At 71.0% G+C, this 23,345-nt stretch carries 24 protein-coding genes; 8 read left to right on the top strand and 16 right to left on the bottom strand.

Annotation, left to right across the window (positions count from 1 at the left end):
* Positions 1–2 precede the first annotated feature (2 nt).
* A complete protein-coding gene (locus ACTJJ4_RS06315; protein WP_285634393.1) occupies positions 3–620 on the top strand; it encodes a cupin domain-containing protein in 618 nt (205 codons plus the stop codon).
* Positions 621–640: 20 nt separating this feature from the next.
* The gene (locus tag ACTJJ4_RS06310) at positions 641–1,366 is read left to right on the top strand and encodes a maleate cis-trans isomerase family protein (RefSeq protein ID WP_440942484.1); all 726 of its coding nucleotides are present in this window, start codon (positions 641–643) and stop codon (positions 1,364–1,366) included.
* Positions 1,367–1,383: 17 nt separating this feature from the next.
* Here ACTJJ4_RS06310 and ACTJJ4_RS06305 read toward each other — a convergent pair whose 3' ends face one another.
* Positions 1,384–2,277: a polysaccharide deacetylase family protein gene (locus ACTJJ4_RS06305; RefSeq protein WP_440942483.1), complete on the bottom strand. Its 894-nt coding sequence runs from the start codon at positions 2,275–2,277 to the stop codon at positions 1,384–1,386.
* A gap of 80 nt (positions 2,278–2,357) precedes the next feature.
* On the opposite strand from ACTJJ4_RS06305, the gene ACTJJ4_RS06300 reads away from it, so the two are divergent.
* Genes ACTJJ4_RS06300 through ACTJJ4_RS06285 form a run of 4 tightly spaced genes read left to right on the top strand, consistent with a single transcriptional unit; the run spans position 2,358 to position 5,844 of the window.
* Positions 2,358–3,737, top strand: a complete 1,380-nt coding sequence (locus ACTJJ4_RS06300) for an amidohydrolase family protein (RefSeq protein ID WP_440942482.1) — start codon at positions 2,358–2,360, stop codon at positions 3,735–3,737.
* Positions 3,734–3,910, top strand: coding sequence for a hypothetical protein (locus ACTJJ4_RS06295; protein ID WP_440942481.1), 177 nt, complete (start codon positions 3,734–3,736; stop codon positions 3,908–3,910). The genes ACTJJ4_RS06300 and ACTJJ4_RS06295 overlap by 4 nt, the downstream gene beginning before the upstream one ends.
* Complete coding sequence (locus ACTJJ4_RS06290; RefSeq protein ID WP_440942480.1) at positions 3,903–5,330, top strand: amidase; 1,428 nt, start codon at positions 3,903–3,905, stop codon at positions 5,328–5,330. Before ACTJJ4_RS06295 ends, ACTJJ4_RS06290 begins: the two co-directional genes overlap by 8 nt.
* A gap of 4 nt (positions 5,331–5,334) precedes the next feature.
* Positions 5,335–5,844: a phosphoribosyltransferase gene (locus tag ACTJJ4_RS06285; protein ID WP_285634381.1), complete on the top strand. Its 510-nt coding sequence runs from the start codon at positions 5,335–5,337 to the stop codon at positions 5,842–5,844.
* Positions 5,845–5,863: 19 nt separating this feature from the next.
* Here ACTJJ4_RS06285 and ACTJJ4_RS06280 read toward each other — a convergent pair whose 3' ends face one another.
* From ACTJJ4_RS06280 to ACTJJ4_RS06245, 8 genes are all read right to left on the bottom strand, one after another.
* Positions 5,864–7,387, bottom strand: a complete 1,524-nt coding sequence (locus tag ACTJJ4_RS06280; RefSeq protein ID WP_440942479.1) for an ATP-dependent DNA ligase — start codon at positions 7,385–7,387, stop codon at positions 5,864–5,866.
* Positions 7,388–7,418: 31 nt separating this feature from the next.
* Positions 7,419–8,189 (bottom strand): enoyl-CoA hydratase/isomerase family protein, encoded by a 771-nt coding sequence (locus ACTJJ4_RS06275; RefSeq protein ID WP_440942478.1) that lies wholly within the window; start codon positions 8,187–8,189, stop codon positions 7,419–7,421.
* 38 nt (positions 8,190–8,227) lie between these two features.
* Positions 8,228–9,376 (bottom strand): 1,2-phenylacetyl-CoA epoxidase subunit PaaE, encoded by a 1,149-nt coding sequence (gene paaE / locus ACTJJ4_RS06270; RefSeq protein WP_440942830.1) that lies wholly within the window; start codon positions 9,374–9,376, stop codon positions 8,228–8,230.
* A 14-nt stretch (positions 9,377–9,390) separates the two neighbouring features.
* Positions 9,391–9,891: a 1,2-phenylacetyl-CoA epoxidase subunit PaaD gene (gene paaD, locus ACTJJ4_RS06265; protein ID WP_440942829.1), complete on the bottom strand. Its 501-nt coding sequence runs from the start codon at positions 9,889–9,891 to the stop codon at positions 9,391–9,393.
* 5 nt (positions 9,892–9,896) lie between these two features.
* Complete coding sequence (gene paaC / locus ACTJJ4_RS06260; protein ID WP_440942477.1) at positions 9,897–10,715, bottom strand: 1,2-phenylacetyl-CoA epoxidase subunit PaaC; 819 nt, start codon at positions 10,713–10,715, stop codon at positions 9,897–9,899.
* The gene (paaB, locus tag ACTJJ4_RS06255; protein ID WP_285635722.1) at positions 10,712–11,017 is read right to left on the bottom strand and encodes a 1,2-phenylacetyl-CoA epoxidase subunit PaaB; all 306 of its coding nucleotides are present in this window, start codon (positions 11,015–11,017) and stop codon (positions 10,712–10,714) included. Before paaB ends, paaC begins: the two co-directional genes overlap by 4 nt.
* Positions 11,017–11,991, bottom strand: coding sequence for a 1,2-phenylacetyl-CoA epoxidase subunit PaaA (gene paaA, locus ACTJJ4_RS06250; RefSeq protein WP_440942476.1), 975 nt, complete (start codon positions 11,989–11,991; stop codon positions 11,017–11,019). Before paaA ends, paaB begins: the two co-directional genes overlap by 1 nt.
* 86 nt (positions 11,992–12,077) lie before the next feature.
* Positions 12,078–12,497, bottom strand: a complete 420-nt coding sequence (locus tag ACTJJ4_RS06245; RefSeq protein ID WP_440942475.1) for a pilus assembly protein CpaE — start codon at positions 12,495–12,497, stop codon at positions 12,078–12,080.
* Between the two features lie 54 nt (positions 12,498–12,551).
* Here ACTJJ4_RS06245 and ACTJJ4_RS06240 point away from each other — a divergent pair, with 54 nt between their 5' ends.
* Positions 12,552–14,636, top strand: coding sequence for a RecQ family ATP-dependent DNA helicase (locus ACTJJ4_RS06240; protein ID WP_440942474.1), 2,085 nt, complete (start codon positions 12,552–12,554; stop codon positions 14,634–14,636).
* A gap of 96 nt (positions 14,637–14,732) precedes the next feature.
* On the opposite strand, the gene ACTJJ4_RS06235 is transcribed toward ACTJJ4_RS06240, so the two are convergent.
* The 7 genes from ACTJJ4_RS06235 to ACTJJ4_RS06205 form a co-directional block, all read right to left on the bottom strand.
* Positions 14,733–15,023 (bottom strand): nucleotidyltransferase family protein, encoded by a 291-nt coding sequence (locus ACTJJ4_RS06235; RefSeq protein ID WP_440942473.1) that lies wholly within the window; start codon positions 15,021–15,023, stop codon positions 14,733–14,735.
* 143 nt (positions 15,024–15,166) lie between these two features.
* Entirely contained in the window at positions 15,167–16,468 is a 1,302-nt protein-coding gene (gene paaK, locus ACTJJ4_RS06230) for a phenylacetate--CoA ligase PaaK (RefSeq protein ID WP_440942472.1), read from the bottom strand.
* A gap of 27 nt (positions 16,469–16,495) precedes the next feature.
* Entirely contained in the window at positions 16,496–16,885 is a 390-nt protein-coding gene (gene paaI, locus ACTJJ4_RS06225) for a hydroxyphenylacetyl-CoA thioesterase PaaI (protein WP_440942471.1), read from the bottom strand.
* Complete coding sequence (paaZ, locus tag ACTJJ4_RS06220; protein ID WP_440942470.1) at positions 16,882–18,963, bottom strand: phenylacetic acid degradation bifunctional protein PaaZ; 2,082 nt, start codon at positions 18,961–18,963, stop codon at positions 16,882–16,884. The genes paaI and paaZ overlap by 4 nt, the downstream gene beginning before the upstream one ends.
* Complete coding sequence (locus ACTJJ4_RS06215) at positions 18,960–19,814, bottom strand: 3-hydroxyacyl-CoA dehydrogenase family protein (RefSeq protein WP_440942469.1); 855 nt, start codon at positions 19,812–19,814, stop codon at positions 18,960–18,962. Before ACTJJ4_RS06215 ends, paaZ begins: the two co-directional genes overlap by 4 nt.
* A complete protein-coding gene (locus ACTJJ4_RS06210; RefSeq protein WP_440942468.1) occupies positions 19,811–20,587 on the bottom strand; it encodes an enoyl-CoA hydratase/isomerase family protein in 777 nt (258 codons plus the stop codon). Before ACTJJ4_RS06210 ends, ACTJJ4_RS06215 begins: the two co-directional genes overlap by 4 nt.
* Entirely contained in the window at positions 20,580–21,770 is a 1,191-nt protein-coding gene (locus ACTJJ4_RS06205; RefSeq protein ID WP_440942467.1) for a thiolase family protein, read from the bottom strand. The genes ACTJJ4_RS06210 and ACTJJ4_RS06205 overlap by 8 nt, the downstream gene beginning before the upstream one ends.
* Positions 21,771–21,967: 197 nt before the next feature.
* Between ACTJJ4_RS06205 and ACTJJ4_RS06200 the strand changes: the two genes are divergently transcribed.
* Complete coding sequence (locus ACTJJ4_RS06200) at positions 21,968–23,305, top strand: MFS transporter (protein ID WP_292700800.1); 1,338 nt, start codon at positions 21,968–21,970, stop codon at positions 23,303–23,305.
* The last annotated feature ends 40 nt before the right edge of the window (positions 23,306–23,345 follow it).

Here is a 23,345-nt window from a genome sequence, read left to right as displayed (position 1 = left end):
ACGTGGGTACCACCTCTACGCCGAAATCGATCCCTGAGGAAGGTCTCGATCGGGACTTCTGGATCTCGCATCTCGGCGCTCAGCTGCGCGAGCAGCGCTCCGGCCGCTTCACGGTCGAGGAGCTCGCCGATCGGGCCGGCGTCAGCGCCGGGCTGATCAGCCAGATCGAGCGCGGCATCGGCAATCCGTCCTTCGCCACGCTCCTGCGCCTGGCCAACTCGCTGGACCTGCCGCTCGCCAGCATGTTCGCCGATCCGGATCCCGGCAATGAGCAGATGCTCGTGCGCCGCGCCGACCGTCGCCGCATCGAGATCCCGTCGCAGGGGATCATGATGGAGCTGATCGTCCCGGATGCGGAGCGCAAGCTCGGCGTCGTGAACATGACCATCCCCGCGCGCTTCGACGGCTCGTCGGTGCCGCACTCCCATGAGGGTGAGGAGGTCGTGCTCATCAACGCCGGCCGGCTCGTCGCCACGGTCGCGGGACGGGACTTCGAGCTGGAGGCGGGCGACAGCCTCAGTTACGACGCGTCGCTGCCGCACTGGTGGAGCAACAGGACCGACTCGGCAGCGGTGATGCTCGCGATCTCGACGCCGCCGTCGCTCGGCCGCGCGCACTGAGCGCGACTCTCGGAGGAGACATGACATCCCGAGCCCCCGGGCCCTCGGTGCGCCTCGGCGTGCTCGCGCCGTCGTCGAACTCGAACGCCGAGTCCTCGATCCAGCGAATGCTGGCGGGGCAGGACGACGTCGCCGCGCACTTCAGCCGGTTCCGGCTCCCCGCGTCACTGGGCGACAGGATCGACGCCGAGGTGCTCGGCGAGGCGCCGGCGCTGCTCGCGGATGTCGAGCCGGACGCCGTGGCCTTCCACGGCACATCCGGATCGTGGACGGGGTTCGACGGCGACCGACTCCTCTGCGAGCAGCTGACGGCGGTGGTCGGGGCGCCGGCCACGACCGCGACGCTCGCCGCGCGTGCCGCACTCGACGCGCTCGGGCTGAGATCGGTGGGGCTGGTGTTCCCGGGGCCGCGCGGCATCGCTGAGGAGATCGTCGCGCAGTACGAGGCCGACGGCATCCGGATGCCCGTGCTGTCTGCGCCCGAGATCGAGCTCGCCAACGCCGAGATCGCCCGGGTCGGCGACGACTGGATCGACGCCCTGATGCGACCGGCGTTCTCCGCTGACGTCGACGGAGTGCTGTGCATCGGCACGAACCTGCGCAGCGCCTACCGCGTGGCGGAGTTCGAAGCGGCGTTCGGGATCCCGGTGATCGACAGCGCGACGGCGACGCTCTGGCATCTGCTGCAGCTCGCCGGTGCGGCCCGACCCATCCCGGGCTGGGGGCGCCTGCTCGCGCGCGGCTGAGCAGGGTCCGTCCCGCCTCAGGCGGCGACCGCCGTGCTCCAGTGCTCGGCGATCTGCTCGCGGGTGGCGATCCAGGCGCCCTTCTCCCTGGCGCGGCGGAGCAGCGCGTCGAGGGCGCCGATGTACGCCGGGCGCCCGATCAGACGGGGATGCAGGCCCACGCTGAGCACGCCCGCGCCCTCACGGGGGTCGTCGAGCAGCATGTCCAGCGCATCGCAGAGATGCCCCGCGAAGGATGCCGCCGTGGGGTACTGGCGCAGCAGGGCGGAGTCGTTGGTGTCGCCCGCGTAGGGGATGACCGGAAGGGCCAGTCCGTCCGGTCCCGCGTGCGGGACGTCGTCGTTGAAGCTGTTCGCGTCGTAGCGGAATCCCTCGGCGATCATCGACGAGCGGGAGTGCTCGGTGAGGCCGTCGCGGGAGTACCAGGTCGTCGGCCGCCGGCCGGTGAGCTCCTCGATGATCTCGCGTGAGCGGACCATGCGCGCGTGCTCCTCGTCGGGGGTGAGCAGGGTGTGCGGCTCCCAGAGCAGGCCGTGGTCGGCGATCTCGTGCCCATCCCGGACGAGGGCCTCGGCGATGCGCGGATTGGCCTCCAGCGCGGCGGCGCAGCAGAAGGCCGTGGCGCGGGCGTCGTGACGTCGCAGGGTGCGAAGCAGCCTCCAGATCCCCGCGCGGGCGCCGTACTCGAAGGCCGACTCGAGGTCGAGATTGCGCTGATGCGGATGCGCGGGATGGACGGTCCAGTGCGCTCCGAGGTCGTCGGCGTCGTCGCCGCGGGCGCCACTGCGCTCGGAGCCGTCCTCGACGTTGATGACGAGGGAGACCGCGACGCGGGAGCCGCCCGGCCAGAGCACCTCGGGCGGGTGCTCGCCGTAGCCGCGCAGGTCTCGGGGAAGGGGGTGCGCGGTCATCGGTCCTCCTGGCTATAGTGAAGCAGCTTCGATATGATGAATCTACCGGTGACGAGGCCGGCCGTCGAGAGGGGGAGTCCATGCCGACTCTTATCCGTGCCGGCGTGGTGGTTCCCGCCACCGGCGGGACGATCCTCGAGGGCGGCGCCGTGGTGGTCGACGACGGCCGGATCGTGGAGGTGCTGGACGCGCTGGGCGCGCGTCGCGCCGCGGCGGCGTTCGCCGGAGAGATCGTCGACGAGCCCGACAGCATCCTCATGCCGGGACTGGTCAACATCCACACGCACGGCGTCAGCCCGTCCCCGCTGTTCCCCAGCGGCTCGGCACCGCTCCCGGACGAGCGCTGGCTCGGCCACCTGGACCGGCACGCCGTCGCCGGCACGACGACGGTGCTCAGCACCTGCGGACTCGGCACCATGAACGAGATCCGCGAGGCGGATCGCCGTCACGCCGTGCACGTGCGCGGGGCCACGGCGCACACCGCCGGTTCGATCGCGGCGGCGCTCGCCGCAGACGGAGCCGGTCTGACCGCGCAGCACACCCAGCAGACGATCGAGCGGATGCTGGCGGACGGCGCGGTCGCAATCGGCGAGCTCGCCGGAGGGCAGACCCTCGGCGGCGGCGGTCAGGACCTCGTCTTCCTCCCTGCGGCGATCCTCGAGCACACGGGCGTCGTCGTCACGCAGGCGCAGGCTCGTGCGCTGAAGGAGTCGGTGCTCGGCCGGTTCATGGACGAGGGCTCCTACAGCGCCGCGCTGCTCGCCGAGCGTGCGGCGCAGGCCGGGCTCGGCGGGATCGACCCGGAGGCGCTGCGAAGGCTCGTCGTCGACACCGTGATGCCCTCGGTGGGCAGCGCGCGGGACGGCATCCGGGAGGGCGTCGACGCCGCCCGCAGATTCGGCGTGCCCGCCCTGGTGCACAGCGCATCGGCTTCGGCCGACCTGATCCGCGAGCTGCAGCGGTCGGACGACCGCCGGCCCGCCACGATCATCGCCGGGCACGTGAACCACACCTCGCACACGGCCTCGGAGGCGGTGCGGCTGGCGGAGTCCGGTCGCGATGCCGGATGGTACGGAGAGGCCAGCGTGTTCGACCTGCTCGAGGGCCGCGAGACCGTGCAGACCCGGGAGCACTGGGACGCCCTGCTCGAGGGCATCGACCTCGTCGACGTCCTCGCCACGGACTATGGGCACGACGGCCGCCACGATCCGCTGATCTCGGCCGTGCAGGACGTCATCGCGCGGGGGCATCGCGGCCTCGCGGAGGCCGTGGAGATGGTGACCTCCGTCCCCGCCGCGCTCGTCCCCGGCCTGGTCGAGGGCGGCGCGATGCTGCGACGCGGAGCGCCCGCCGACCTCGTCATCGCGGACCGCGACGACCTCCGCATCGTGCGGCGCGTGTACATCGGCGGGGTGCCGGTCGCGGAGCGCGGCCGGATGCTGTCGGCGGCGCGCGCATGAGCGCACTGTCATCCGGCGACCTCGCGGTCGTCGAAGAACTGCTCGGCGCGGAGATCGCCCGCCAGGATGCGCCGGCCATCGCCGCGGCCATAACGGACCTGCGCGCCGGACTGCCGGAGTTCCGCGCGATCTCCGCGGAGCTCCTTCGGGCGGAGGAGGCGACGGATGCCTGAGCTCTGGCGTCTCGGCGTGGAGGAGGCGTCACGGGCGCTCGCCGACGGGACGCTCAGCAGCGTCGAACTGGTGCGGTCGAGCGTCGAGCGCATCGCCGCGACGGATCCGCACGTGCACGCCTGGGCCATCGTCGATGCCGACGCTGCTCTCGCTCAGGCGCGGCAGAGCGACGCGCGCCGACGTGCGGGGATCGCCCGCGGTCCGATGGACGGCATCCCCGTCGGCGTGAAGGACGTCATCGACGTCGCGGGAATGCCCACGCGCGGAGGGTCCGAGTCCCTCGCCGACGCGGGCCCTGCGGAGCGGGATGCCGTGTCCGTGGCTCGGCTGCGCGACGCCGGCGGCGTGCTGCTCGGCAAGGCGCACACCTACGAGTTCGCCTTCGGGCAGGGTCAGCCGCCGACCCTCAATCCGCGTGACCCCGCGCGCTACGCCGGTGGATCGAGCATCGGCTCCGGCGTGGCCGTCGCCGTGGGCGATGCACCCGCGATGCTCGGGACGGACACCGGCGGATCGATCCGGAACCCCGCATCGGTCAACGGCATCGTCGGCCTCAAACCCAGTGCGGGTCTCGTCTCGACGCAGGGTGCGATCACGATCAGCCGCACCATGGACGCGATCGGCCCGCTCACGGCATCCGCTCTCGGCTGTGCGCTGGTGCTGGATGCCATCGCCGATCCGGCCGCGCGCGACCGCGCGTTCGGAGGCTCCGTCGCCGACAGCGTCCTCAGGCCTCCGGGCGGTCCGCTCCGCATCGGCGTCGACCGCCATCTGTGGTCGCGCTGGGGAGTGGGGGAGCCGGTCCGCACGGCGATCGACGAGTCGCTCGCGCGACTGGCTGACACGGGCGCGGAGATCGTCGAGCTCGACCTGTCCTTCCTGGACGCAGCGCTCACGGCAGGACTCCTCGTCTCGCTCTCCGAATCCGTGTCCGAGCACCGGTCGCGTCTCCGCGCGACGGCGGCCGAGTACCTGCCGGGCACGCGGGTCATGATCGCGACGGGCGCCCTCATCGATCAGGCCGACGTCGAGCTGGCGCTGCGCATGCGGCACGCTCTGCGCAGGCGCATCGAGCGCGCCCTGAGCGACGCGGGCCTCACCGCGATCGCCGCGCCGACGCTTCCCGCCGGCGCTCCGCTGCTGGCGACGATGGCCAGCGAGCTGACGGACGCCGGCGATGACGAGTCGCTGGGCAGTGCGCTGCGGATGCTGAGCGCCGCCAACCTCACGGGACTGCCGGGCCTCGGCATCCCGAGCGGTGAGCCCGACGGCCGGCCGGTCGGCCTGCACCTGCTCGGGCGGTTGTTCGGCGATGCCGAACTGATCGCCGTCGCCCGCCGTCTCGAATCGGTCTCGCCCTGGCGTGCGCGTGTGCCGCTCGATGCGGTGATCTCGCGGGCGCCGGATGCACGAGAATAGAGCAATGACGGATACAGCGATCGAGCGCGAGACGCTCACCTGGGACGGCTTCGGAGACGCGACGCGCGAGCTCGCCCGGAACATCCTCGACAGCGGCTTCGTGCCCGAGGTCGTCGTGGCGATCGCTCGCGGCGGACTGCTGCCCGCGGGCGCCATCGCGTACGGGCTGGGCGCCAAGAACTGCGGCGCGATCAACATGGAGTTCTACACCGGCATCGGCACGGTGCTGGATGCTCCCGAGGTGCTGCCGCCCGAGCTCGACATGGACTACCTGAACGGGCGTCGCGTGCTGCTGGTCGACGACGTGGCCGATTCGGGCCGCACCCTGGCGCTGGCCGTGAAGCTGCTGCAGGAGAAGGGCGCCGACGTCCGCTCGGTCACCATCTACACCAAGCCGACCACGATCATCCAGCCCGACTACTCCTTCAAGGACACCGACCTGTGGATCAACTTCCCCTGGTCCTTCAAGGGCACGGTGGTCGAGGAGGACCAGGGCCTGCCGCCCAGCGCCTGAGCCCTCGCGTGCGGGGCGGTCAGCCGCGCAGCAGCGCGCGCAGCGCCTGAACGGTGTCCGCCTCGGCGGGCTGCTTGTCGGGGCGATAGCCCTTGACCCGGGCGAAGCGCAGAGCGATGCCCCCGGGATAGCGCGGGGAGCGCTGCACGCCGTCGATGGCGATCTCGACGACGAACTCGGGGCGCAGGAAGACCGCGTGCGGCGTGCGATGGCTCTCGACACCGGGGAAGGTCTCGGTCTGCCAGCGCAGCAGCTCGTCGGTGAGGCCCTTGAACGTCTTCCCGACCATCACGAGCCCGCCCGGCTCGACGAACTCGCCCACGGGGTCGAGCGCGCCCAGGTGCAGATTGGAGAGCATCCCGCGGCGGCGGCCCGATCCCCATTCGGCGGCCAGCACGACCAGGTCGAACGTGAGCACCGGCTTGACCTTGACCCAGGACTTTCCGCGCCGGCCGGCGCTGTACGGGGAACCTGTGGCCTTCACGACGACGCCTTCGTGACCGGCGGCCAGCGCCTCGCGGGACAGCTGCTCGGCGGCCTCCGCGTCGTCGGTGACGATCCCCGGCATCCGCCACTCGCCCGCGACGCGCTCGAGCTCGGCGAGACGGGTGGAGAGCGGCTCGTCGATCAGGTCGCGGCCGTCCAGGTGCAGCACGTCGAAGAACCAGGGGCGCAGCGCGAGCTCGCGGGACGCGTCCGCGCCGAAGCGCGACATCGTCTCCTGGAACGGGCGCGGTGCGCCGTCCTCGTCGAGCGACAGCGTCTCGCCGTCGAGGATCGCATCGTGCACGGGAAGCGCGCGCACGATCTCGACGAGCTCGGGCACCCGGTGCGTGATGTCGGCGAGGCTGCGGGTGAACACGCCCACCTCATCGCCGTGCCGGTGCACCTGGATCCGGGCCCCGTCGAGCTTGTACTCCACCGAGGCGCGGCCGGTGATCTCGAGTGCCGCCGTCGGGGTGGCGGCGCTCGCCGCGAGCATCGGCAACACAGGGCGGCCCACCTGCAGGCCGACGGCGTCCAGGTCGGCCTCCGTGCCGGTCAGGGCCAGTCGGGCGGTCTCGCCGAGATCTCCGGCGAGCATGGCCGCGCGGCGGACGGAGGCCACCGGTCGTCCGGACGCCCTGGCGACCGCATCGAGCAGCACGCCGGACAGGGCGCCGGTGCGCAGCTCGCCCAGCATCGCGCGGGCGAGCAGGTCCCACTCGGCCCCGGTGGCGCGCGTGGCGAGGTCGGCCAGAAGGTCGTGCCGCGCGGCGGCGGATCCGGAACCGGACGCGGCGGCCAGGGCATCCAGCATCCGGTCGACGTCGGCGATGGTGAGGGCCGCTGCAGTGGTGTGCACGACGTCGAGCGAGGTCAGCGTGCGCCAGCCCACTCCGAGCCGTCCCTGTCGTGGTGAGGCGAGCAGCAGGCCGACCAGTGGCACGACCTCGTCCGGCTCGGCTCGCTCCAGCAGCCGTGCGAGCGCGTCGATCTTGGCCAGCCGCGACGATGTCGCCGCGACCTCGTCGGTGGTGGCGACCAGCTCCGAGAGCATCATCCCGGCATTGTCGCACCGGCCGCCGACGTTGTCAGCGCCCGTGGAACTCCGGCTTGCGCTTCTGCTGGAAGGCGGCGAAGCCCTCGCGGTAGTCCTCGGTGTCGCACAGCGCCGCCTGGGCGGCGTTCTCGATCTCCACCGACTCCCACAGCGCCAGCCGCTCGTCCCGGATGCGGGCGACCAGCTGCTTGCTCGCGAGGAACGCCGCCGTCGCGCCGCGGGAGGCCGCAGCCGCGGCATCCTCGGCGGCCTGTTCGACCTCGTCGTCGGGGAGCACTCGGGAGAACAGGCCGGATGCCACGGCCTCGGCGCCCGTCATGAGCCGGCCCGTGTAGATGAGGTCGAGCGTCTTGTGCGCGCCCAGGCGGTCGAGGAACAGGGCGTGCCCGCCGGAGTCGAGCGTCGCCCCGAGCGCGGCGAACGGAGAGCCGATCTTCGCGGACTCGGCGACGTACACGACATCCGTGGCGATCAGCAGTCCCAGGCCGACGCCCAGGCATGCGCCGTGCGCGACGGCGAACGTCGGGGCGGGGAAGGCCGCCATCCGCTTGAGGAGCGGGGTGACCAGGCCTCCGAGGTAGCCGATCACGTCGTCATCCCGCGGATCGACGCCGGAGATGTCACGGCCGGCGCAGAACGCTCGCCCCTCGCCGCGCAGCACCAGGGCGCGGACGCCGGCCTGCTCGGCTTCGTCGTATGCACGGCCCAGGTCGTGCAGCGCCTGCTCGTCGAGCGAGTTGAGCTTCGAGGGCGCGTTGAGCGTGACGTGCGCGACGTCCGACGCGATGTCGAGGTCGATCATGGTGCTCCTTCGGTCGTGGGCGGGCCGGTGCGGTCCGGTCAGACGTCGTAGTCGACGACGATGCGGTCGCTGGTGGGGTGGGACTGGCAGGTGAGCACGTAGCCGCGCTCGAGCTCATCGGGCTCCAGCGCGTAGTTCTCGGTCATGGTGACGCTGCCCTCCAGCACCCGTGCACGGCAGGTGCCGCACACGCCGCCCGAGCACGCGAACGGGGCGTCCGGGCGCACGCGCAGCGCGGCGTTCAGCACCGACTCGTGCGCGTCGACCGGGCTCTCCACGGTGGAGGAGACCCCGTCGAGGTTGATCTCGATGCGGTACGCCTTCTCGCCGGCGCGCACCTCCACCTGGCGGGGGCCGCGCTCGGAGGGGGCGTCGCCGGTGGTGAACAGCTCGAAGCGCACGTGCTCGCGGGGCACTCCGATGTCGGCCAGCACCTCGCGGCACAGGTCGACCAGGGCGAACGGCCCGCACAGGAACCACTCGTCGACCGTGGACGGCAGGATGAGCGAGTCCAGGATCGTGCGCAGCTTCTCCTCGTCGATGCGTCCGGAGAGCACCGGCGCGGTGCGCTGCTCGCGCGAGAGCACATGGTGCAGCACCAGTCGGGTCGGGTAGCGGTCCTTGAGGTCCGCGAGGTCTTCGAGGAACATCACGTCGCTGGTGGACTTGTTCGTGTACAGCAGCGTGAAGCGCGTCGTCTCGGATGCCGTGAGCAGATTGCGCGCAAGCGCCATCATCGGCGTGATGCCGGATCCGGCGGCGATGCCGACGACGTGCGTGCCCTCGAGCTCCTCGAGCCCCGAGGTGAACGTGCCCTGCGGGCTCATCACGTCGATCTCGAAGCCCGGATGCAGTTCGGTCTGCGCCCAGGTGGAGAACAGACCGCCCTCGTCGCGCTTGACGGCGACCGCCAGGCTGGTGGCGCCGTCGCGCACGGGCACCGGCGGGCGGCACAGCGAGTACGAGCGGCGCACCTCCGCACCGTCGAGGTGCACGCGCAGCGCCACGTACTGACCGGGAAGGTAGGCGTAGTCGTCGGCGAGCTCGGCGGGAACCGTGAAGCCCACCTCGATGGCGTCGTCGGTGAGGTGGCGCACGTCCGAGACGGTCAGCGTGTGGAACCGTGCGCGGTGCCGGTCTCCGCTCGGATGCGCGGCGGCGCTCTCGTGCGGGCGGGAATCGGGCATCCGGAACAGCGACATCAGATCACCTTGAAATGGTCGAAGGGCTCCAGGCATGCGCGGCACTCGTAGAGCGCCTTGCACGAGGTGGAGCCGAAGCGGGACACCTCGCGGGTGTTCAGCGAACCGCACCGCGGGCACTTGACGCTGAGCGAGAGGCGGATGGGCCCCTGCCCGAGGGCGGCCCGGCCGGAGGGCGGGGCGATGCCGAACTCGGCGAGCTTGCGCTTGCCCGCCTCGCTCATCCAGTCAGTGGTCCAGGCGGGGGAGAGCACCAGCCGCACCTCGACGTCCTCGAATCCCTCGGCGGTCAGCGCGAGGATGACGTCGTCGCGGATGGCGTCCATCGCCGGGCATCCGCTGTATGTCGGCGTGATGTCGACGGTGACGCGCCCTGCGGCATCCGTCCGGACATCCCGCAGCACGCCGAGGTCCTCGATGGTCAGGACGGGGATCTCGGGGTCGGTCACGCGTGCGGCGATCTCCCGCGCACGTGCGGTGGCGACATCGGAGACGGTCATGGTGGTCACCAGCTCGCTCCGGGATGCCGTCGGGCGAGCACCTGCATCTCGGCGAGCAGGTGGCCCATCGGCGTCGAGTGAGCGCCGTGGCGGCCGCCGGCCCGGGACTGGCCGATCGTCGGCGTCTCGAGCTCGGCCTCGGCGAGCACGGTCGCGATCACCGCGTCGAAGCCGGCGCGGAGCGCGGACGGGCGCGCCGCCACGTCGCCGAGGCGATCGATCAGCGGGTCGTCGCGGAAGAGCTCGTCGACGTACGGCCATACGTCGTTCAGCGCGCGGATCATCCGCTCGCGGGAGAGCTCGGTGCCGCCGGCCAGGCGCAGCACCCACTGCACGGCGTGGTCGCGGTGGTAGTCGACCTCCTTGAGGGACTTCTCGGCGATCGCGGCGAGGGTCTCGTCGGTCGAGCGGCGCAGCGCGGAGTACAGCTCGAACATGTAGGCGGATGCCAGGAGCTGGCGCGCGATGGTCTGCGCGAAGTCGCCGTTGGGCTGCTCCATGAGCCAGGCGCTGCGGAACTCGGCCTCGTCGCGGAAGTAGGCCAGATCGTCCTCGCTGCGGCCGTCCCAGGAACCGGCGTAGCGCAGCAGCGAGCGGGCGTGTCCGAGCAGGTCGAGGGCGATGTTGCCGAGGGCGACGTCCTCCTCCAGCTCCGGTGCGCGGGAGATCCACGCTCCCAGCTGCTGCGACAGGATCAGTGCGTCGTCGGCGAGCCACAGCGCGTACTCGGCGATGTCGGCGGACGCGGCGATCGCCTCGCCCCCGGAGAGCTCGGAGGCGAGCTCGAGCTCGTCGACCGAGACGTGGACATCCTCGTGGCTCACAGGTGCGGCACCCCCTCGGATGCCGTGTAGTACACGGCGTGCCGGTAGTTCTTGCCCGCCGGGCTCTCGAAGAACGCGCCCTTGTCATCGGGGTCGCTGGTGGTGATGGCATCCGCTGGCACGACCCAGATCGACACGCCCTCGTTGCGACGGGTGTACAGGTCGCGGGCGTTGCGGACCGCCATGCTCGCGTCGGGCGCGTGCAGCGAGCCGACGTGCACGTGGCTCAGGCCGCGGTTCGCGCGGACGAAGACCTCCCACAGAGGCCAGGTCTCCTCGGGGGAGCCGCCGGGGGTCGCCATCACGCCACCTGCCCTTCCGTGCGCAGGGCCCGCTTGCGGGCATACTCGGCCGCGGCCTCGCGCACCCAGGCGCCCTCCTCGTGGGCGGTGCGGCGACGCTCGATCCGCTCGGCGTTGCAGGGTCCGTTGCCCTTGAGCACCTCGAAGAACTCGTCCCAGTCGATCTCGCCCATGTCGTAGCTCTGCGTCTCGTCGTTCCAGCGCAGGTCGGGGTCGGGCAGCGTGATCCCGAGGATCTCGGCCTGCGGCACGAGCATCCCGACGAAGCGCTGGCGCAGGTCGTCGTTCGAGAAGCGCTTGATCTTCCAGTTCATCGACTGCGCGGAGTTGGGGGACTGGTCATCGGGCGGGCCGAACATGGCCAGGCTCGGCCAGTACCAGCGGTTCACGGCGTCCTGCGCCATCTCGCGCTGCTCCTCCGTGCCCTGCATGAGCGTCAGCAGGATCTCGAAGCCCTGTCGCTGGTGGAAGGACTCCTCCTTGCACACGCGCACCATGGCGCGGCCGTACGGTCCGTACGAGCAGCGGCACAGCGGCACCTGGTTCACGATGGCGGCGCCGTCGACCAGCCAGCCGATCGCGCCCATGTCGGCCCAGGTGGGGGTGGGGTAGTTGAAGATCGACGAGTACTTGGCCTTTCCGTCGATGAGCTGCTGCATCATCGTGTCGCGCGTGATGCCCAGGGTCTGCGCGGCGGAGTACAGGTAGAGGCCGTGTCCCGCCTCGTCCTGCACCTTGGCCATCAGGATGGCCTTGCGCTTCAGGCTGGGTGCGCGCGTGATCCAGTTGCCCTCGGGCTGCATGCCGATGATCTCGGAGTGCGCGTGCTGGGAGATCTGGCGGATCAGCGTCTTGCGGTACGCCTCCGGCATCCAGTCGCGGGGCTCGATGCGCTGCTCGTTGGCGACGAGCTCGTCGAAGCGCGCGAGCGCGTCGGCGTCGTCCACCACGGACAGGTCTGCGGGTGCGGTCATCTTCGACTCCTCGGCGTGTGATCTTTTACTGACCGATCGTTTGGTAATTCTCGCACACGGATGCCGAGCCGCACAAGCGGCAGTGCTCAGCGGGAGCGGGAGATCAGTTCCAGCAGCGCCCGCCCGTAGGCCTCGGACGGGTCCGGATGTTCGTACTGCAGCGTCTCACCGGCGATCTCGACCTCGACCAGGAACGCGTCCGGCAGCCGGACGAGCCGGCGGAACGTGCCGCGCAGCAGTTCGCGGAGCTGGTCTTCCCGTGGCATCCAGATCGCGTCGGCCAGCTCGACGGCATCCAGAGCCCATTCGGTCGTGCCGTTGAACGCGAGATCCGTGCCGCGCGGCGTCCGCCGCGCCTCGATCGTCATCTCGCTGACGGTGAAGGTCTCGGCCTCGATCTCCGGCTCGACGTCGTCGGACAGGTCGAGCTGGAAGCGATCGCCGGAGGCCGGATGCCACACCAGCCCGGCGTCCCGCAGGGTGACGGCGAGCTCGCGACTGATCATGTGCCCACGTTAGTCCGGTCGTCCGTGTCGGTCGCGTGGGGCAGAGTGGAAGGCATGACGTCCACCACCCGCGATGCCGCCCTCGCCGCCCTGCGGGACCTCGTCGGGCGCCCGGATGCCGGCTTCCACGACGGGCAGTACGAGGCGATCGAGGCGCTGGTCGCCGAGCGCCGCCGGGCGCTGGTCGTGCAGCGCACCGGCTGGGGCAAGTCCGCGGTGTACTTCGTCGCGACCCTGCTGCTGCGCAGGCAGGGGGCAGGGCCCACCGTGCTGGTCTCTCCGCTGCTCGCGCTGATGCGCGACCAGATCGCCGCGGCCGAGCGCGCCGGGGTGCGGGCGGTCGCGATCAACTCCACCAACGCGCACGAGTGGGACGACGTGGTCGCGCGGCTCGATCGCGACGTGGTCGACGTGCTGCTGGTCTCGCCCGAGCGGCTGAACAATCCCGCGTTCCGGGAGCAGCAGCTGCCGACGCTGGTGCAGCGCATCGGGATGCTGGTGGTCGACGAGGCGCACTGCATCAGCGACTGGGGCCACGACTTCCGGCCCGACTACCGGCGGCTGCGCGACCTGATCGCGCAGATGCCCGCCGGGGTGCCCGTGCTCGCCACCACGGCGACGGCGAACAGCCGGGTGGTCGCCGACGTCGCCGAGCAGCTGGGTGGCGAGGACGTCCTCACGATTCGCGGACCACTCGCGCGGGCATCCCTGCGACTCGGCGTGCTGCAGCTGCCGAACGCCGCGAGCCGGCTGGCCTGGCTGCTGAGCCACCTCGATGATCTGCCCGGTTCCGGCATCATCTACACGCTCACAGTCGCGGCGGCCGTCGACACCGCGCGGCTGCTGCGCGAGCACGGTCACGACGTGCGCGCGTACACCGGGCAGACGGACGCCGAGGAGCGCGAGGAGTCCGAGGGGATGCTCAAGCGCAATGAGGTGAAGGCGCTGATCGCCACCAGCGCGCTGGGGATGGGCTTCGACAAGCCGGATCTCGGGTTCGTGATCCACCTCGGCGCCCCGTCGTCGCCGGTCGCGTACTACCAGCAGGTCGGGCGTGCGGGGCGCGCCAGCGAGAGCGCCGACGTGCTGCTGCTGCCCGGCGTGGAGGACAAGGACATCTGGCACTACTTCGCCACGGCGTCCATGCCCGACCGGGAGCGTGCCGAGCGGGTGATCGCCGCACTCGGCGATGCCCCGGTCTCGACGCCGGCCCTCGAGGCGATGGTCGACATCCGCCGCACCCCGCTGGAGCTGCTGCTGAAGGTGCTCGACGTCGACGGCGCGGTCCGGCGCGTGCAGGGAGGCTGGGTGTCCACCGGGGCCGGCTGGACCTACGACGCGGAGCGCTACGAGCGCATCGCCGGCGAGCGACGGGCCGAGCAGCAGCACATGATCGACTACCAGCGGACCGGTGGCTGCCGGATGGAGTTCCTGCAGCGCTCCCTGGACGATGCCACCGCTGCGCCCTGCGGCCGCTGCGACAACTGCGCCGGCGCCTGGTTCCCGACCGAGATCGGGGCGGATGCCGGAGCAGCCGCCTCCGGTGCCCTGGATCGCGTCGGCGTGCCCATCGAGCCGCGTCGTCAGTGGCCCACGGGCGCCGACCGGCTCGGCGTCCCCGTGAAGGGGCGCATCGGCGCGGATGAGCAGGCCGCTGAAGGCCGGGCGCTGGCCCGGCTGACGGATCTGGGCTGGGGTGGCACGCTGCGCGAACTGTTCGCCGCGGGAGCGGCGGATGCCCCGGTGTCACCGCAGGTGCTGGCGGCCTGCGTGCGCGTGCTCGCCGGCTGGGACTGGGACGAGCGCCCGGTGGCAGTGGTCGGGATGCCGTCGCGTTCACGTCCGCAGCTGACCGGCACGCTGGCGCGCGGCTTCGCGGAGATCGGGCGGCTGCCGTACCTGGGCGAGCTCGGCTTCGCCGGCGGAGGGCCGACCGGAGGCCCCGGCGGCAACAGCGCCTTCCGCCTGGCGGGGGTCTGGGATCGCTTCACCGCTGAGGGCCTGCAGGTCCCGGAGGGCCCCGTGCTGCTGGTCGACGACATCGCCGACAGTCGCTGGACCCTCACCGTCGCCGCCCGGACACTGCGCCGTGCCGGCGCGACCGCGGTGCTGCCGTTCACCCTCGCCCTGCGGGGGTAGGACGCTCGTCGAGACCTGCGTTCCCGCACGACACGGGGCTCAACGGGGCAAGCCTCGTGCTGGAAGGGAAGTCTCGCCAGGCAACGGATACTGACGTCAGAGCAGGATCATCTCGCGCGTCACGGCCTCCACGACCTCCGGCTTCAGCCCGTTTCTCGGTACCAGGTCCACTCGTCGCTCGAGGATCCGCTCTGATTCACCCTGCATCTGCAGCAGCGCGAAGATCCCGGCATCCGGCTCGAGATCGACCAGCAGATCGACGTCGCTTGCCTCGGTGTCGTCGCCGCGGGCGACGCTGCCGAAGACATAGATTTGACGAGCGCCCAGCGGATCGAGCGCTGCATGGAGTTCTGCGCTGCGCGCTCTCACCCGGGCCAGGAAGCTCACGGTCAGACGCTATCCCGATTCTGCTTCAGCCGCGGAAACAGACTGGATCAGAACCGCATCTCAGCCAGCAGACCGGGTCAAAACTGCATCCCGCAGCCCGCTGACAGACGCAGTTCTGATCCGGGCTGAGCCGGCACGAGCCGTCAGCGCAGGTCGTAGACCCGCTTGTACTTGCCCTCGCTGCGCGGGAGCGTCCCGGGTTCTTCCAGGCGTACCGCGACGCTGGAGCCGACGTGGGTCTTGATGCGTTCGGCCAGCACCTTCGCTGCGGCTTCGCACACGTCGCGCTCCAGGCTCGGGTGGCGTTCGATGCGCACCGCCATGGCGTCCATCCGGCCCTCGCGGGTCAGCTCGATGACGAAATGCGGGGTGAGCTGCTCGATGCCCAGGACGAGCTCCTCGATCTGGGTGGGGAAGATGTTCACGCCGCGCAGGATGATCATGTCGTCGTTGCGGCCGGTGACCTTCTCCATGCGGCGCATCGCCGGCCGCGCGGTGCCGGGGAGCAGACGGGTGAGGTCGCGTGTGCGATAGCGCAGCACCGGGAACGCCTGCTTCGTCAGCGAGGTGAACACCAGCTCGCCGATCTCACCGTCAGGGAGTGGCTGTCCGTTCTCGTCGACCACCTCAGGCAGGAAATGGTCCTCCCAGATGTGCGGGCCGTCCTTCGTCTCGACGCACTCGTTTCCGACGCCGGGGCCCATCACCTCGCTCAGGCCGTAGATGTCCAGCGCGTCGATGCCCAGGCGACGTTCCAGCTCGGCACGCATCTCGTTGGTCCACGGCTCGGCGCCGAGCACCGCGACCTTCAGCGACGTCGATCTCGGGTCGATGCCCGCCTCCTCCATGGCGTCAGCGATCGTGAGGAGATAACTGGGGGTGCACAGGATGGCATCCGGCTGGAAGTCCTGGATGAGCTGCACCTGACGGGCGGTCTGACCTCCCGACATCGGGATGACCGTCGCACCCAGCCGCTCGATGCCGGCGTGAGCGCCCAGCCCGCCGGTGAAGAGGCCGTATCCGTAGGCGTTGTGCACCTTCATACCGGGGCGGATGCCGGAGGCGCGCAGCGATCTGGCGATGAGGTCGGCCCAGTTGGACAGGTCGGCGTCGGTGTAGCCGACCACGGTGGGGCGGCCCGTGGTGCCGGATGAGGCGTGCACGCGGCGCACCTGCTCCATCGGCACGGCGAACATGCCGAACGGGTAGTTCTGCCGCAGGTCCTCTTTTGTGGTGAAAGGCAGCAGGCGTATGTCGGCGAGAGACCGGATGTCGTCGGGCGAGACGCCGGCCTCGTCGAGCTTGCGCGTGTAGTGCGGCACGTTCTCGTAGGCGTGGCGGACGGTCCACTGCAGGCGCTCCAGCTGGAGCGCCTCCAGCTCGGGCCGGGAGAGTCGCTCTGCGGGGTCGAGCTGGTCTGCTGCGGGTGCTGTCATCGTCGACATCTGGTGCTCCGGGTGAGGGTCAGTGCGTCATTCGGCGGCGCGGTTGGTGATGATGGATCGGCCGCGGAACTCGGCGACCAGGTCGCCGGTCTCGTCGGTCACCGTCACGTCGTACAGGCCGGTGCGTCCGCTGACGACGCGCTTCACGGCGGTCGCCGTCAGGGTCTGGCCGGCACCGGTCGACTTGAGGAAGGTGATGTCAGCGCCGGCGGCGACGGTCACGCGCTCGTCCTCGTTGCAGGCGATCGCGAACGCGGTGTCGGCGAGCGTGAACACCAGCCCGCCGTGCGTGATCGCGAAGCCGTTGAGCATGTCCTCGCGCACGACCATCGACACGACAGCCCGCCCCGGCTCGTCGAGCTCGACCGACATGCCGAGCATCGCCGACGCGGCATCCCGCTGCATCATCGCCCTCATGCCGAGACCTCCGCAGCGACCGGCTCCTTGCTCACCAGCGTGAGCACGTCGTAGGTGGCGACGAGCTCATCCTCCTGGTTGCGGATCACGGCGTCCCAGCGCACCTCGCCGTACTCGTCGGTCTCGCGAGGGGTGATCTGCTTGGCGGTCAGCTCGACGCGGATGCTGTCGCCGGGGGAGACCGGGGTGATGAAGCGCAGGTTCTCCAGCCCGTAGTTGGCGAGCACGGGTCCGGGCTCCGGGTCGACGAACAGGCCCGCCGCCCACGACACCAGCAGGTAGCCGTGCGCGACCCGGCCGGGGAAGAACGGGTTCGCCGCTGCCGATTTCTCGTCCATGTGGGCGTAGAACGTGTCGCCGGTGAAGTGCGCGAAGGTCTCGATGTCGTCCAGGGTGACCTCACGCGAGGCCGACACGATCTGGTCGCCGATGCGCAGCTCGGACAGCGACTTGCGGAACGGATGCCGGCCGTCGGCGTGCGCGGTCGCACCGGCGTGCCACACACCGGTCAGCGCGGTGAGCATCTCGGGGGAGCCCTGCACCGCGGTGCGCTGCATGTGGTGCAGCACCGCGCGGATGCCGCCGAGCTCCTCGCCGCCGCCGGCGCGTCCGGGCCCGCCGTGCACGAGGTTGGGCAGCGGGGATCCGTGGCCCGTGGAGGAGCGGGCGTCATCGCGGTCGAGCAGCAGCATCCGGCCGTTGTACGGGGCGATGCGCGACGCGAGCTCCACGGCCTGGGCCGGGTCGTGCGTGGCGACGCTGGTCACCAGCGATCCGCCGCCGCGGTTGACGAGCGCCGCGGCCTGCGCGGTGGTGTCGTAGGTGAGCAGCGACGAGACGGGTCCGAATGCCTCGACGCCGTGCACGGCCTCCGCCTGCGCGTCGTCGAAGCGCAGCAGCACCGGCGAGACGAACGCTCCGTCCGGTGCGACGCCGGTGGTGCCATCGGCCAGACGCACCTCGGGGGCATCCGTGGTGCCGACCACGACCCGGCCGCCGGCATCCTGCAGCTTCTGCACCTGTCGCAGCACCTCGTCGCGCTGCGCGGTCGACGCCAGGGGCCCCATGGTGACGCCCTCGGCGCGCGGGTCGCCCAGCACGGTCTTCTCGGCGATACGGGCCTGCACGGCCGCGATCACGTCATCGGCCGCCGCGGCCGGCACGATCGCGCGGCGGATCGCGGTGCACTTCTGTCCGGCCTTCGTGGTCATCTCGGTGACCAGCTGCCGCACGTAGGCATCGAACTCCGGGGTCCCGGCCGTGGCATCCGTGCCGAGCACCGAGGCGTTGATCGAGTCGGTCTCGGCGGTGAAGCGCACACCGCCGGTCTGCACCGACGGGTGCCGGCGCAGCGACTCCGCGGTCGACGCGCTGCCGGTGAAGCCGACCAGGTCGCCCAGCCGCAGGTTGTCGAAAAGGTCGGGCACGCTGCCGCTGACGAGCTGCAGCGACCCCTCCGGCAGCAGACCGGACTCGACGAGGATGCGCACCATCGCCTCGGCCAGGTAGCCGGTGGGAGTGGCGGGCTTGACGAGCGTGGGCATGCCGGCCAGGAACGCCGGCGCGAACTTCTCCAGCGATCCCCACACCGGGAAGTTGAAGGCGTTGATCTGCACGGCCACGCCGGGGAGCGTGGTGTACACGTGGCGGCCGAGGAACGTGCCGTCCTTCGAGAGCGGCTCGACCGGGCCGTCGACGTGCACGCGGCTGTTGGGCAGCTCGCGGCGGCCCTTGCCGGAGTACGAGAACAGCACGCCGATGCCGCCGTCGATGTCCACCCAGGAGTCCACCTTCGTCGCGCCGGTGCGCGCCGACAGCGCGTACAGCTCGTCCTTGCGCTCGGTCAGGGCGAGGGCGAACTGCTTGAGCAGGACCGCGCGCTGGTGGAAGGTGAGGGCGGCCAGGCTCGCGTGCCCGGTCGTGCGGGCGTACTCGAGCGCACCGACCAGGTCGAGGCCCTCGGTGGAGACGCGCGTGATCACCTCGCCGGTGGAGGCGTCGCGGACCTCAGCGGCCTTCGTCGGCGCAGTGGGAGTCCACCAGGCGCCCTGGACGTAACTGGGCAGGTAGTCGGTCATCGTTCCTCGTTCCACACGTAGAATCCTTCGCCGCTCTTGCGGCCCAGCTTCCCCTCGGCGACCATGCGCCGCAAGAGCGCCGGCGGCTCGAACCGCGGCCCCAGCTCGCGCGCCAGCTCCTCGGCGATCCCCAGCCGCACATCCAGCCCGACCACGTCGGTCGTGCGCAGCGGACCCATCGGATGGCGGTAGCCCAGTTCCATGGCTGCGTCGATGTCCGCGGCATCCGCCACGTTCTCCTCCAGCATCCGGATCGCCTCGAGCGCGAGCATCACGCCCAGCCGGCTGGATGCGAAGCCGGGGGAGTCGCGCACGACGACGGGCGTCTTGCGCAGCGTCGCGACCCATTCCCGGGCGGAGGTGACGACGTCCTTGCCGGTGCGCTCGCCGACCACGATCTCGACGAGCTTGGAGGCCGGGACGGGGTTGAAGAAGTGCAGGCCGAGGAACCGGTCGGGCCGGGCCAGGGATGCCGCCAGGTCGTCGATCGAGATCGAGGATGTGTTCGTGGCGAGCACGGCCTTCTCGGCCACGGCGTCCTCGATCCGGGCGAGCGCGCCCGCCTTGAGATCGCGGTCCTCGGGCACGGCTTCGACGACGAGAGAGGCCGCCGCGAAGTCGGCGAAGTCGGTGCTGACCGAGAGCGAGGACGTGGCGTGATCGGCGTCTGCGAGGTCGCCGCGCTGCACCGAGGTGGCGATGCTGGCCAGCACGCGTTCGCGGGCGGCATCCGCCGACTCCGCATCGCGCTCGACGAGGATCACGCGGGAGCCGGCGAGCAGGAAGGCGTGTGCGATGCCCGCCCCCATGCGCCCGCCGCCGAGCACGCCGACGGTTCCGGGTACGGTCATGAGTTCTTCTCCGTCTTCTGCTGCGTGGCGGTGCGGCGCTCCAGGAACGCCGTCATCCTGCGGTGCTTCTCGTCGCTGTCGAACAGCTCGGCCTGCACCTCGAGCTCGATCGCCGGATGCTGATCCGCCGGGGCGAGCAGGGCGCGCTTGGTGAGCTCCGTGGCACGGGCGCCGTTCGCACCGATGCGGTCGGCGAGGGCGTGTGCGGCGTCGAGCAGGGTGTCGGGCTCGTGCAGGGACGACACCAGGCCCCACGACAGAGCCTCGTCCGCGTCGATGATGCGGCCGGTGAGGAGCAGCTCGCTGGCGCGGGCGTGGCCGATGATCTCGGGCAGCCGCCAGGTGGCGCCCGCGGCGGCGATGATGCCGAGGCCCGTCTCGGGATTGCCGAACTTCACGCGCGGCGTGGCGATGCGGATGTCGGCCGCGTACGCCAGCTCGGCGCCGCCCCCCAGGGCGTAGCCGTCGACGGCCGCGATCACGGGCATCGGCAGGGAGCGGATGCGGCGGAACGCCGTCGAGTTGATGCCGCGACGGGCATCCTCGGCGGTGCGGTCGCGCAGCTGCCCGATGTCCGCACCGGAGGCGAACACGCCGCCCGCACCGATCAGGATGAGGACGCGGGGATCCCGCTCGAGCTCCTCGCACAGGGCGTGCAGCTCGTCGATCATGCCCTGATCGATCGCGTTGCGCTTCTCGGGTCGATTCAGGGTGGCGACGACGCGGTCGTCGCGGCGCTCCAGCAGCAGCGCTCCGGGGATGGGCTCAGGCATCCAGGCGCTCCACGATCATGGCCGTGCCCTGGCCGACGCCCACGCACATGGTCGCGAGGCCGTAGCGGGCGCCGGTCGCCTCCAGGCGGCGCAGGAGGGTGACGATCAGGCGCGATCCACTGGAGCCGAGCGGATGCCCGAGGGCGATCGCCCCGCCGTCGGCGTTGACGATCTCGGGATCCAGACCCAGACGGCGGATGCTGGCCAGCGACTGCGTCGCGAACGCCTCGTTCAGCTCGACGGCGCCGAGGTCCGCGACCGTGAGCCCGGCCTTCGCGAGCGCCTTCTCCGTGGCGGGCACCGGGCCGAGGCCCATGATCTCGGGGGCGAGCGCCGCGGTCGCCGAGGCGACGATGCGCGCCCGGGCGCGCAGACCGTGTCGCTCGACGGCATCCGCGCTGGCCACCACGATCGCCGAGGCGCCGTCGTTGAGGGAGCTGGCATTGCCCGCGGTGACGACCTCTCCGCCTGCGACCACGGGGCGCAGTTTGGCGAGCACCTCCAGCGAGGTCTCCGGGCGCGGGCCCTCGTCCGTGTCGACGATGCCGCGGGCGGTCTCCACGGGGACGATCTCGGCGGCGAGGCGACCGGCGTCGATCGCCGCGAGAGCGCGCTGGTGGCTGAGCAGGGCGAAGGCATCGGCATCCGCTCTGCTGATCCCGTCGACGCGGGCGACCTCCTCGGCGGTCTCGGGCATCGAGAAGGTGGCCTTGTCGCGCGCGACCAGCTTCGGGTTCGCGAAGCGCCAGCCGATCGAGGTGTCGAACGCCGCTCCTGGCTTGGCCCATGCGCGGTCGGGCTTGGCCTGCACCCACGGGGCGCGGGACATGGACTCCACGCCGCCGGCCACGATCACGTCGGCGTCTCCGGAGCGGATGGCCTGCGAGGCCATCGTGATCGCGGACATGCCGGATGCGCAGAGGCGGTTCACGGTGATTCCGGGGAGGGTGTCGGGCAGGCCGGCCAGCAGCACCGCCATGCGGGCGACGTTGCGGTTGTCCTCGCCGGCCTGGTTGGCCGCGCCCAGGATCACCTCGTCGATCGCGTCATGCGGCACACCGGACCGGGATACGGTCTCGCCCACGACGAGCGCGGCGAGATCGTCCGGGCGCACGCTCGAGAGCGCGCCTCCGTAGCGCCCCACGGGCGTGCGGATCCCATCAACCAGGAAGGCCTCGGACATCGTCATCCTTTCGCGCGCGCTCGGCGCCAATAGCAGACCGATCGTTCAGTAATACGATGGCAGATCATCGCGCGGCTGGCAACCCGGCGGCGACATGTTTCCGGCCGAAAGGCGCGCGGTCCGCGCCCGGGATGCGGTAGTGTCCCGATTTGCTGACCCACCGGTCAGTTTCCGCTACCCGAACAACGGAGTTCCCTATGGCGAACACGATCGACAGACGGCGCGAGGAGCGCCGCGTGCTGGCCGGCACCCTCGTCGGCACGACCATCGAGTGGTACGACTTCTTCATCTACGCGCAGGCGGCCGGGCTCGTCTTCGGCGAGCTGTTCTTCGCCCCGCTGGGGGCGACCGGCGGCCAGATCGCCTCCTGGGCATCGCTGGGCATCTCGTTCCTGTTCCGGCCGCTGGGGGCCGTGATCGCGGGCCACCTCGGCGACCGCCTCGGCCGCAAGCGGATGCTTGTGCTCACCCTCATCCTGATGGGAGCCTCCACCTCGCTGATCGGCGTGCTGCCGACATATGCCGACATCGGCATCATGGCGACCGTGCTGCTCGTGCTCCTGCGCGTGCTGCAGGGCTTCTCGGCCGGCGGCGAGTGGGGCGGTGCCGCCCTGATGTCCGTCGAGCACGCTCCGAAGGAGCGCCGCGGCCTCTTCGGCGCCTACCCGCAGATCGGCGTGCCGGTCGGCATGATCCTCGCCACCTTCACCATGTGGGTGCTCAATCTCGCCATCGGGCCCGAGGCGTTCCTCGCCTGGGGCTGGCGCCTGCCGTTCCTGTTCTCGATCGTGCTGATCGTGGTGGGCTACCTCATCCGGCGTTCGGTGGAGGAGTCGCCGGTCTTCCTGGAGCTGCAGGAACGGCGCCGGGAGTCCTCCGCGCCGCTGTCCCTCCTCTTCAAGCACCACACGCGCGAGGTCGTCCTCACGGCCCTGATCTTCATCGCGAACAACGCCGCCGGATACCTGCTCATCGCGTTCTTCACGACCTACGTGTCGACCGTCATCGGCATGCCCCGTCCGACCGCGCTGCTGATGACCACCCTCGCCTCGTTCGGCTGGCTGATCTTCACCATGGCCGGCGGCTGGGTGTCCGACCGGATCGGCCGCGTGCGTACCTTCCAGATCGGGTACGGCCTGCTGGCCGTCTGGTCGGTGCCGATGTGGTTCCTGATCGACACCGGGAACGTGGGGCTGTTCTTCGTCGCGCTGTTCGTGCTCACCATCGGACTCGGGCTCTCCTATGGGCCGCAGTCGGCGCTCTACGCGGAGATGTTCCCCGCGGACGTGCGCTACTCGGGCGTCTCGATCGGCTACGCGCTCGGCGCGATCCTGGGCGGCGCGTTCGCTCCGCTGATCGCCGAGCTGCTGCTCAAGAACACCGGTGCGTCCTGGTCGATCGGCGTGTACATCCTCGCGATCACGATCGTGTCGCTGGTCGCGGTGTCGTTCGTGAAGGAGACGCGGGGCGCCCCGCTCGACACGCAGAGCATCGAGGTCGTCGCCGCGCGGGCGAACGGCACCGTCACGCGCTGACCGTCGCCTGACGGGTGAGGGCTGATCGGGATTCCCGATC

The sequence above is a fragment of the Microbacterium sp. 22195 genome (assembly GCF_052056515.1).
Lineage (GTDB): Bacteria > Actinomycetota > Actinomycetes > Actinomycetales > Microbacteriaceae > Microbacterium.
The sequence above is the reverse complement of the archived record's forward strand: the minus strand, read 5'-3'. Positions and strand labels throughout refer to the sequence as shown.

Excerpts from the sequence above, each read along its gene's own strand:
- ACTJJ4_RS06310 (WP_440942484.1), top strand. The coding sequence starts at position 641 with ATGACATCCCGAGCCCCCGGGCCCTCGGTGCGCCTCGGCGTGCTCGCG.
- ACTJJ4_RS06305 (WP_440942483.1), bottom strand. The coding sequence starts at position 2,277 with ATGACCGCGCACCCCCTTCCCCGAGACCTGCGCGGCTACGGCGAGCAC.
- ACTJJ4_RS06300 (WP_440942482.1), top strand. The coding sequence starts at position 2,358 with ATGCCGACTCTTATCCGTGCCGGCGTGGTGGTTCCCGCCACCGGCGGG.
- ACTJJ4_RS06295 (WP_440942481.1), top strand. The coding sequence starts at position 3,734 with ATGAGCGCACTGTCATCCGGCGACCTCGCGGTCGTCGAAGAACTGCTC.
- ACTJJ4_RS06290 (WP_440942480.1), top strand. The coding sequence starts at position 3,903 with ATGCCTGAGCTCTGGCGTCTCGGCGTGGAGGAGGCGTCACGGGCGCTC.
- ACTJJ4_RS06285 (WP_285634381.1), top strand. The coding sequence starts at position 5,335 with ATGACGGATACAGCGATCGAGCGCGAGACGCTCACCTGGGACGGCTTC.
- ACTJJ4_RS06280 (WP_440942479.1), bottom strand. The coding sequence starts at position 7,387 with ATGATGCTCTCGGAGCTGGTCGCCACCACCGACGAGGTCGCGGCGACA.
- ACTJJ4_RS06275 (WP_440942478.1), bottom strand. The coding sequence starts at position 8,189 with ATGATCGACCTCGACATCGCGTCGGACGTCGCGCACGTCACGCTCAAC.
- paaE (WP_440942830.1), bottom strand. The coding sequence starts at position 9,376 with ATGCCCGATTCCCGCCCGCACGAGAGCGCCGCCGCGCATCCGAGCGGA.
- paaD (WP_440942829.1), bottom strand. The coding sequence starts at position 9,891 with ATGACCGTCTCCGATGTCGCCACCGCACGTGCGCGGGAGATCGCCGCA.
- paaB (WP_285635722.1), bottom strand. The coding sequence starts at position 11,017 with ATGGCGACCCCCGGCGGCTCCCCCGAGGAGACCTGGCCTCTGTGGGAG.
- paaA (WP_440942476.1), bottom strand. The coding sequence starts at position 11,991 with ATGACCGCACCCGCAGACCTGTCCGTGGTGGACGACGCCGACGCGCTC.
- ACTJJ4_RS06245 (WP_440942475.1), bottom strand. The coding sequence starts at position 12,497 with ATGATCAGTCGCGAGCTCGCCGTCACCCTGCGGGACGCCGGGCTGGTG.
- ACTJJ4_RS06240 (WP_440942474.1), top strand. The coding sequence starts at position 12,552 with ATGACGTCCACCACCCGCGATGCCGCCCTCGCCGCCCTGCGGGACCTC.
- paaK (WP_440942472.1), bottom strand. The coding sequence starts at position 16,468 with ATGTCGACGATGACAGCACCCGCAGCAGACCAGCTCGACCCCGCAGAG.
- paaI (WP_440942471.1), bottom strand. The coding sequence starts at position 16,885 with ATGAGGGCGATGATGCAGCGGGATGCCGCGTCGGCGATGCTCGGCATG.
- paaZ (WP_440942470.1), bottom strand. The coding sequence starts at position 18,963 with ATGACCGACTACCTGCCCAGTTACGTCCAGGGCGCCTGGTGGACTCCC.
- ACTJJ4_RS06215 (WP_440942469.1), bottom strand. The coding sequence starts at position 19,814 with ATGACCGTACCCGGAACCGTCGGCGTGCTCGGCGGCGGGCGCATGGGG.
- ACTJJ4_RS06210 (WP_440942468.1), bottom strand. The coding sequence starts at position 20,587 with ATGCCTGAGCCCATCCCCGGAGCGCTGCTGCTGGAGCGCCGCGACGAC.
- ACTJJ4_RS06205 (WP_440942467.1), bottom strand. The coding sequence starts at position 21,770 with ATGTCCGAGGCCTTCCTGGTTGATGGGATCCGCACGCCCGTGGGGCGC.
- ACTJJ4_RS06200 (WP_292700800.1), top strand. The coding sequence starts at position 21,968 with ATGGCGAACACGATCGACAGACGGCGCGAGGAGCGCCGCGTGCTGGCC.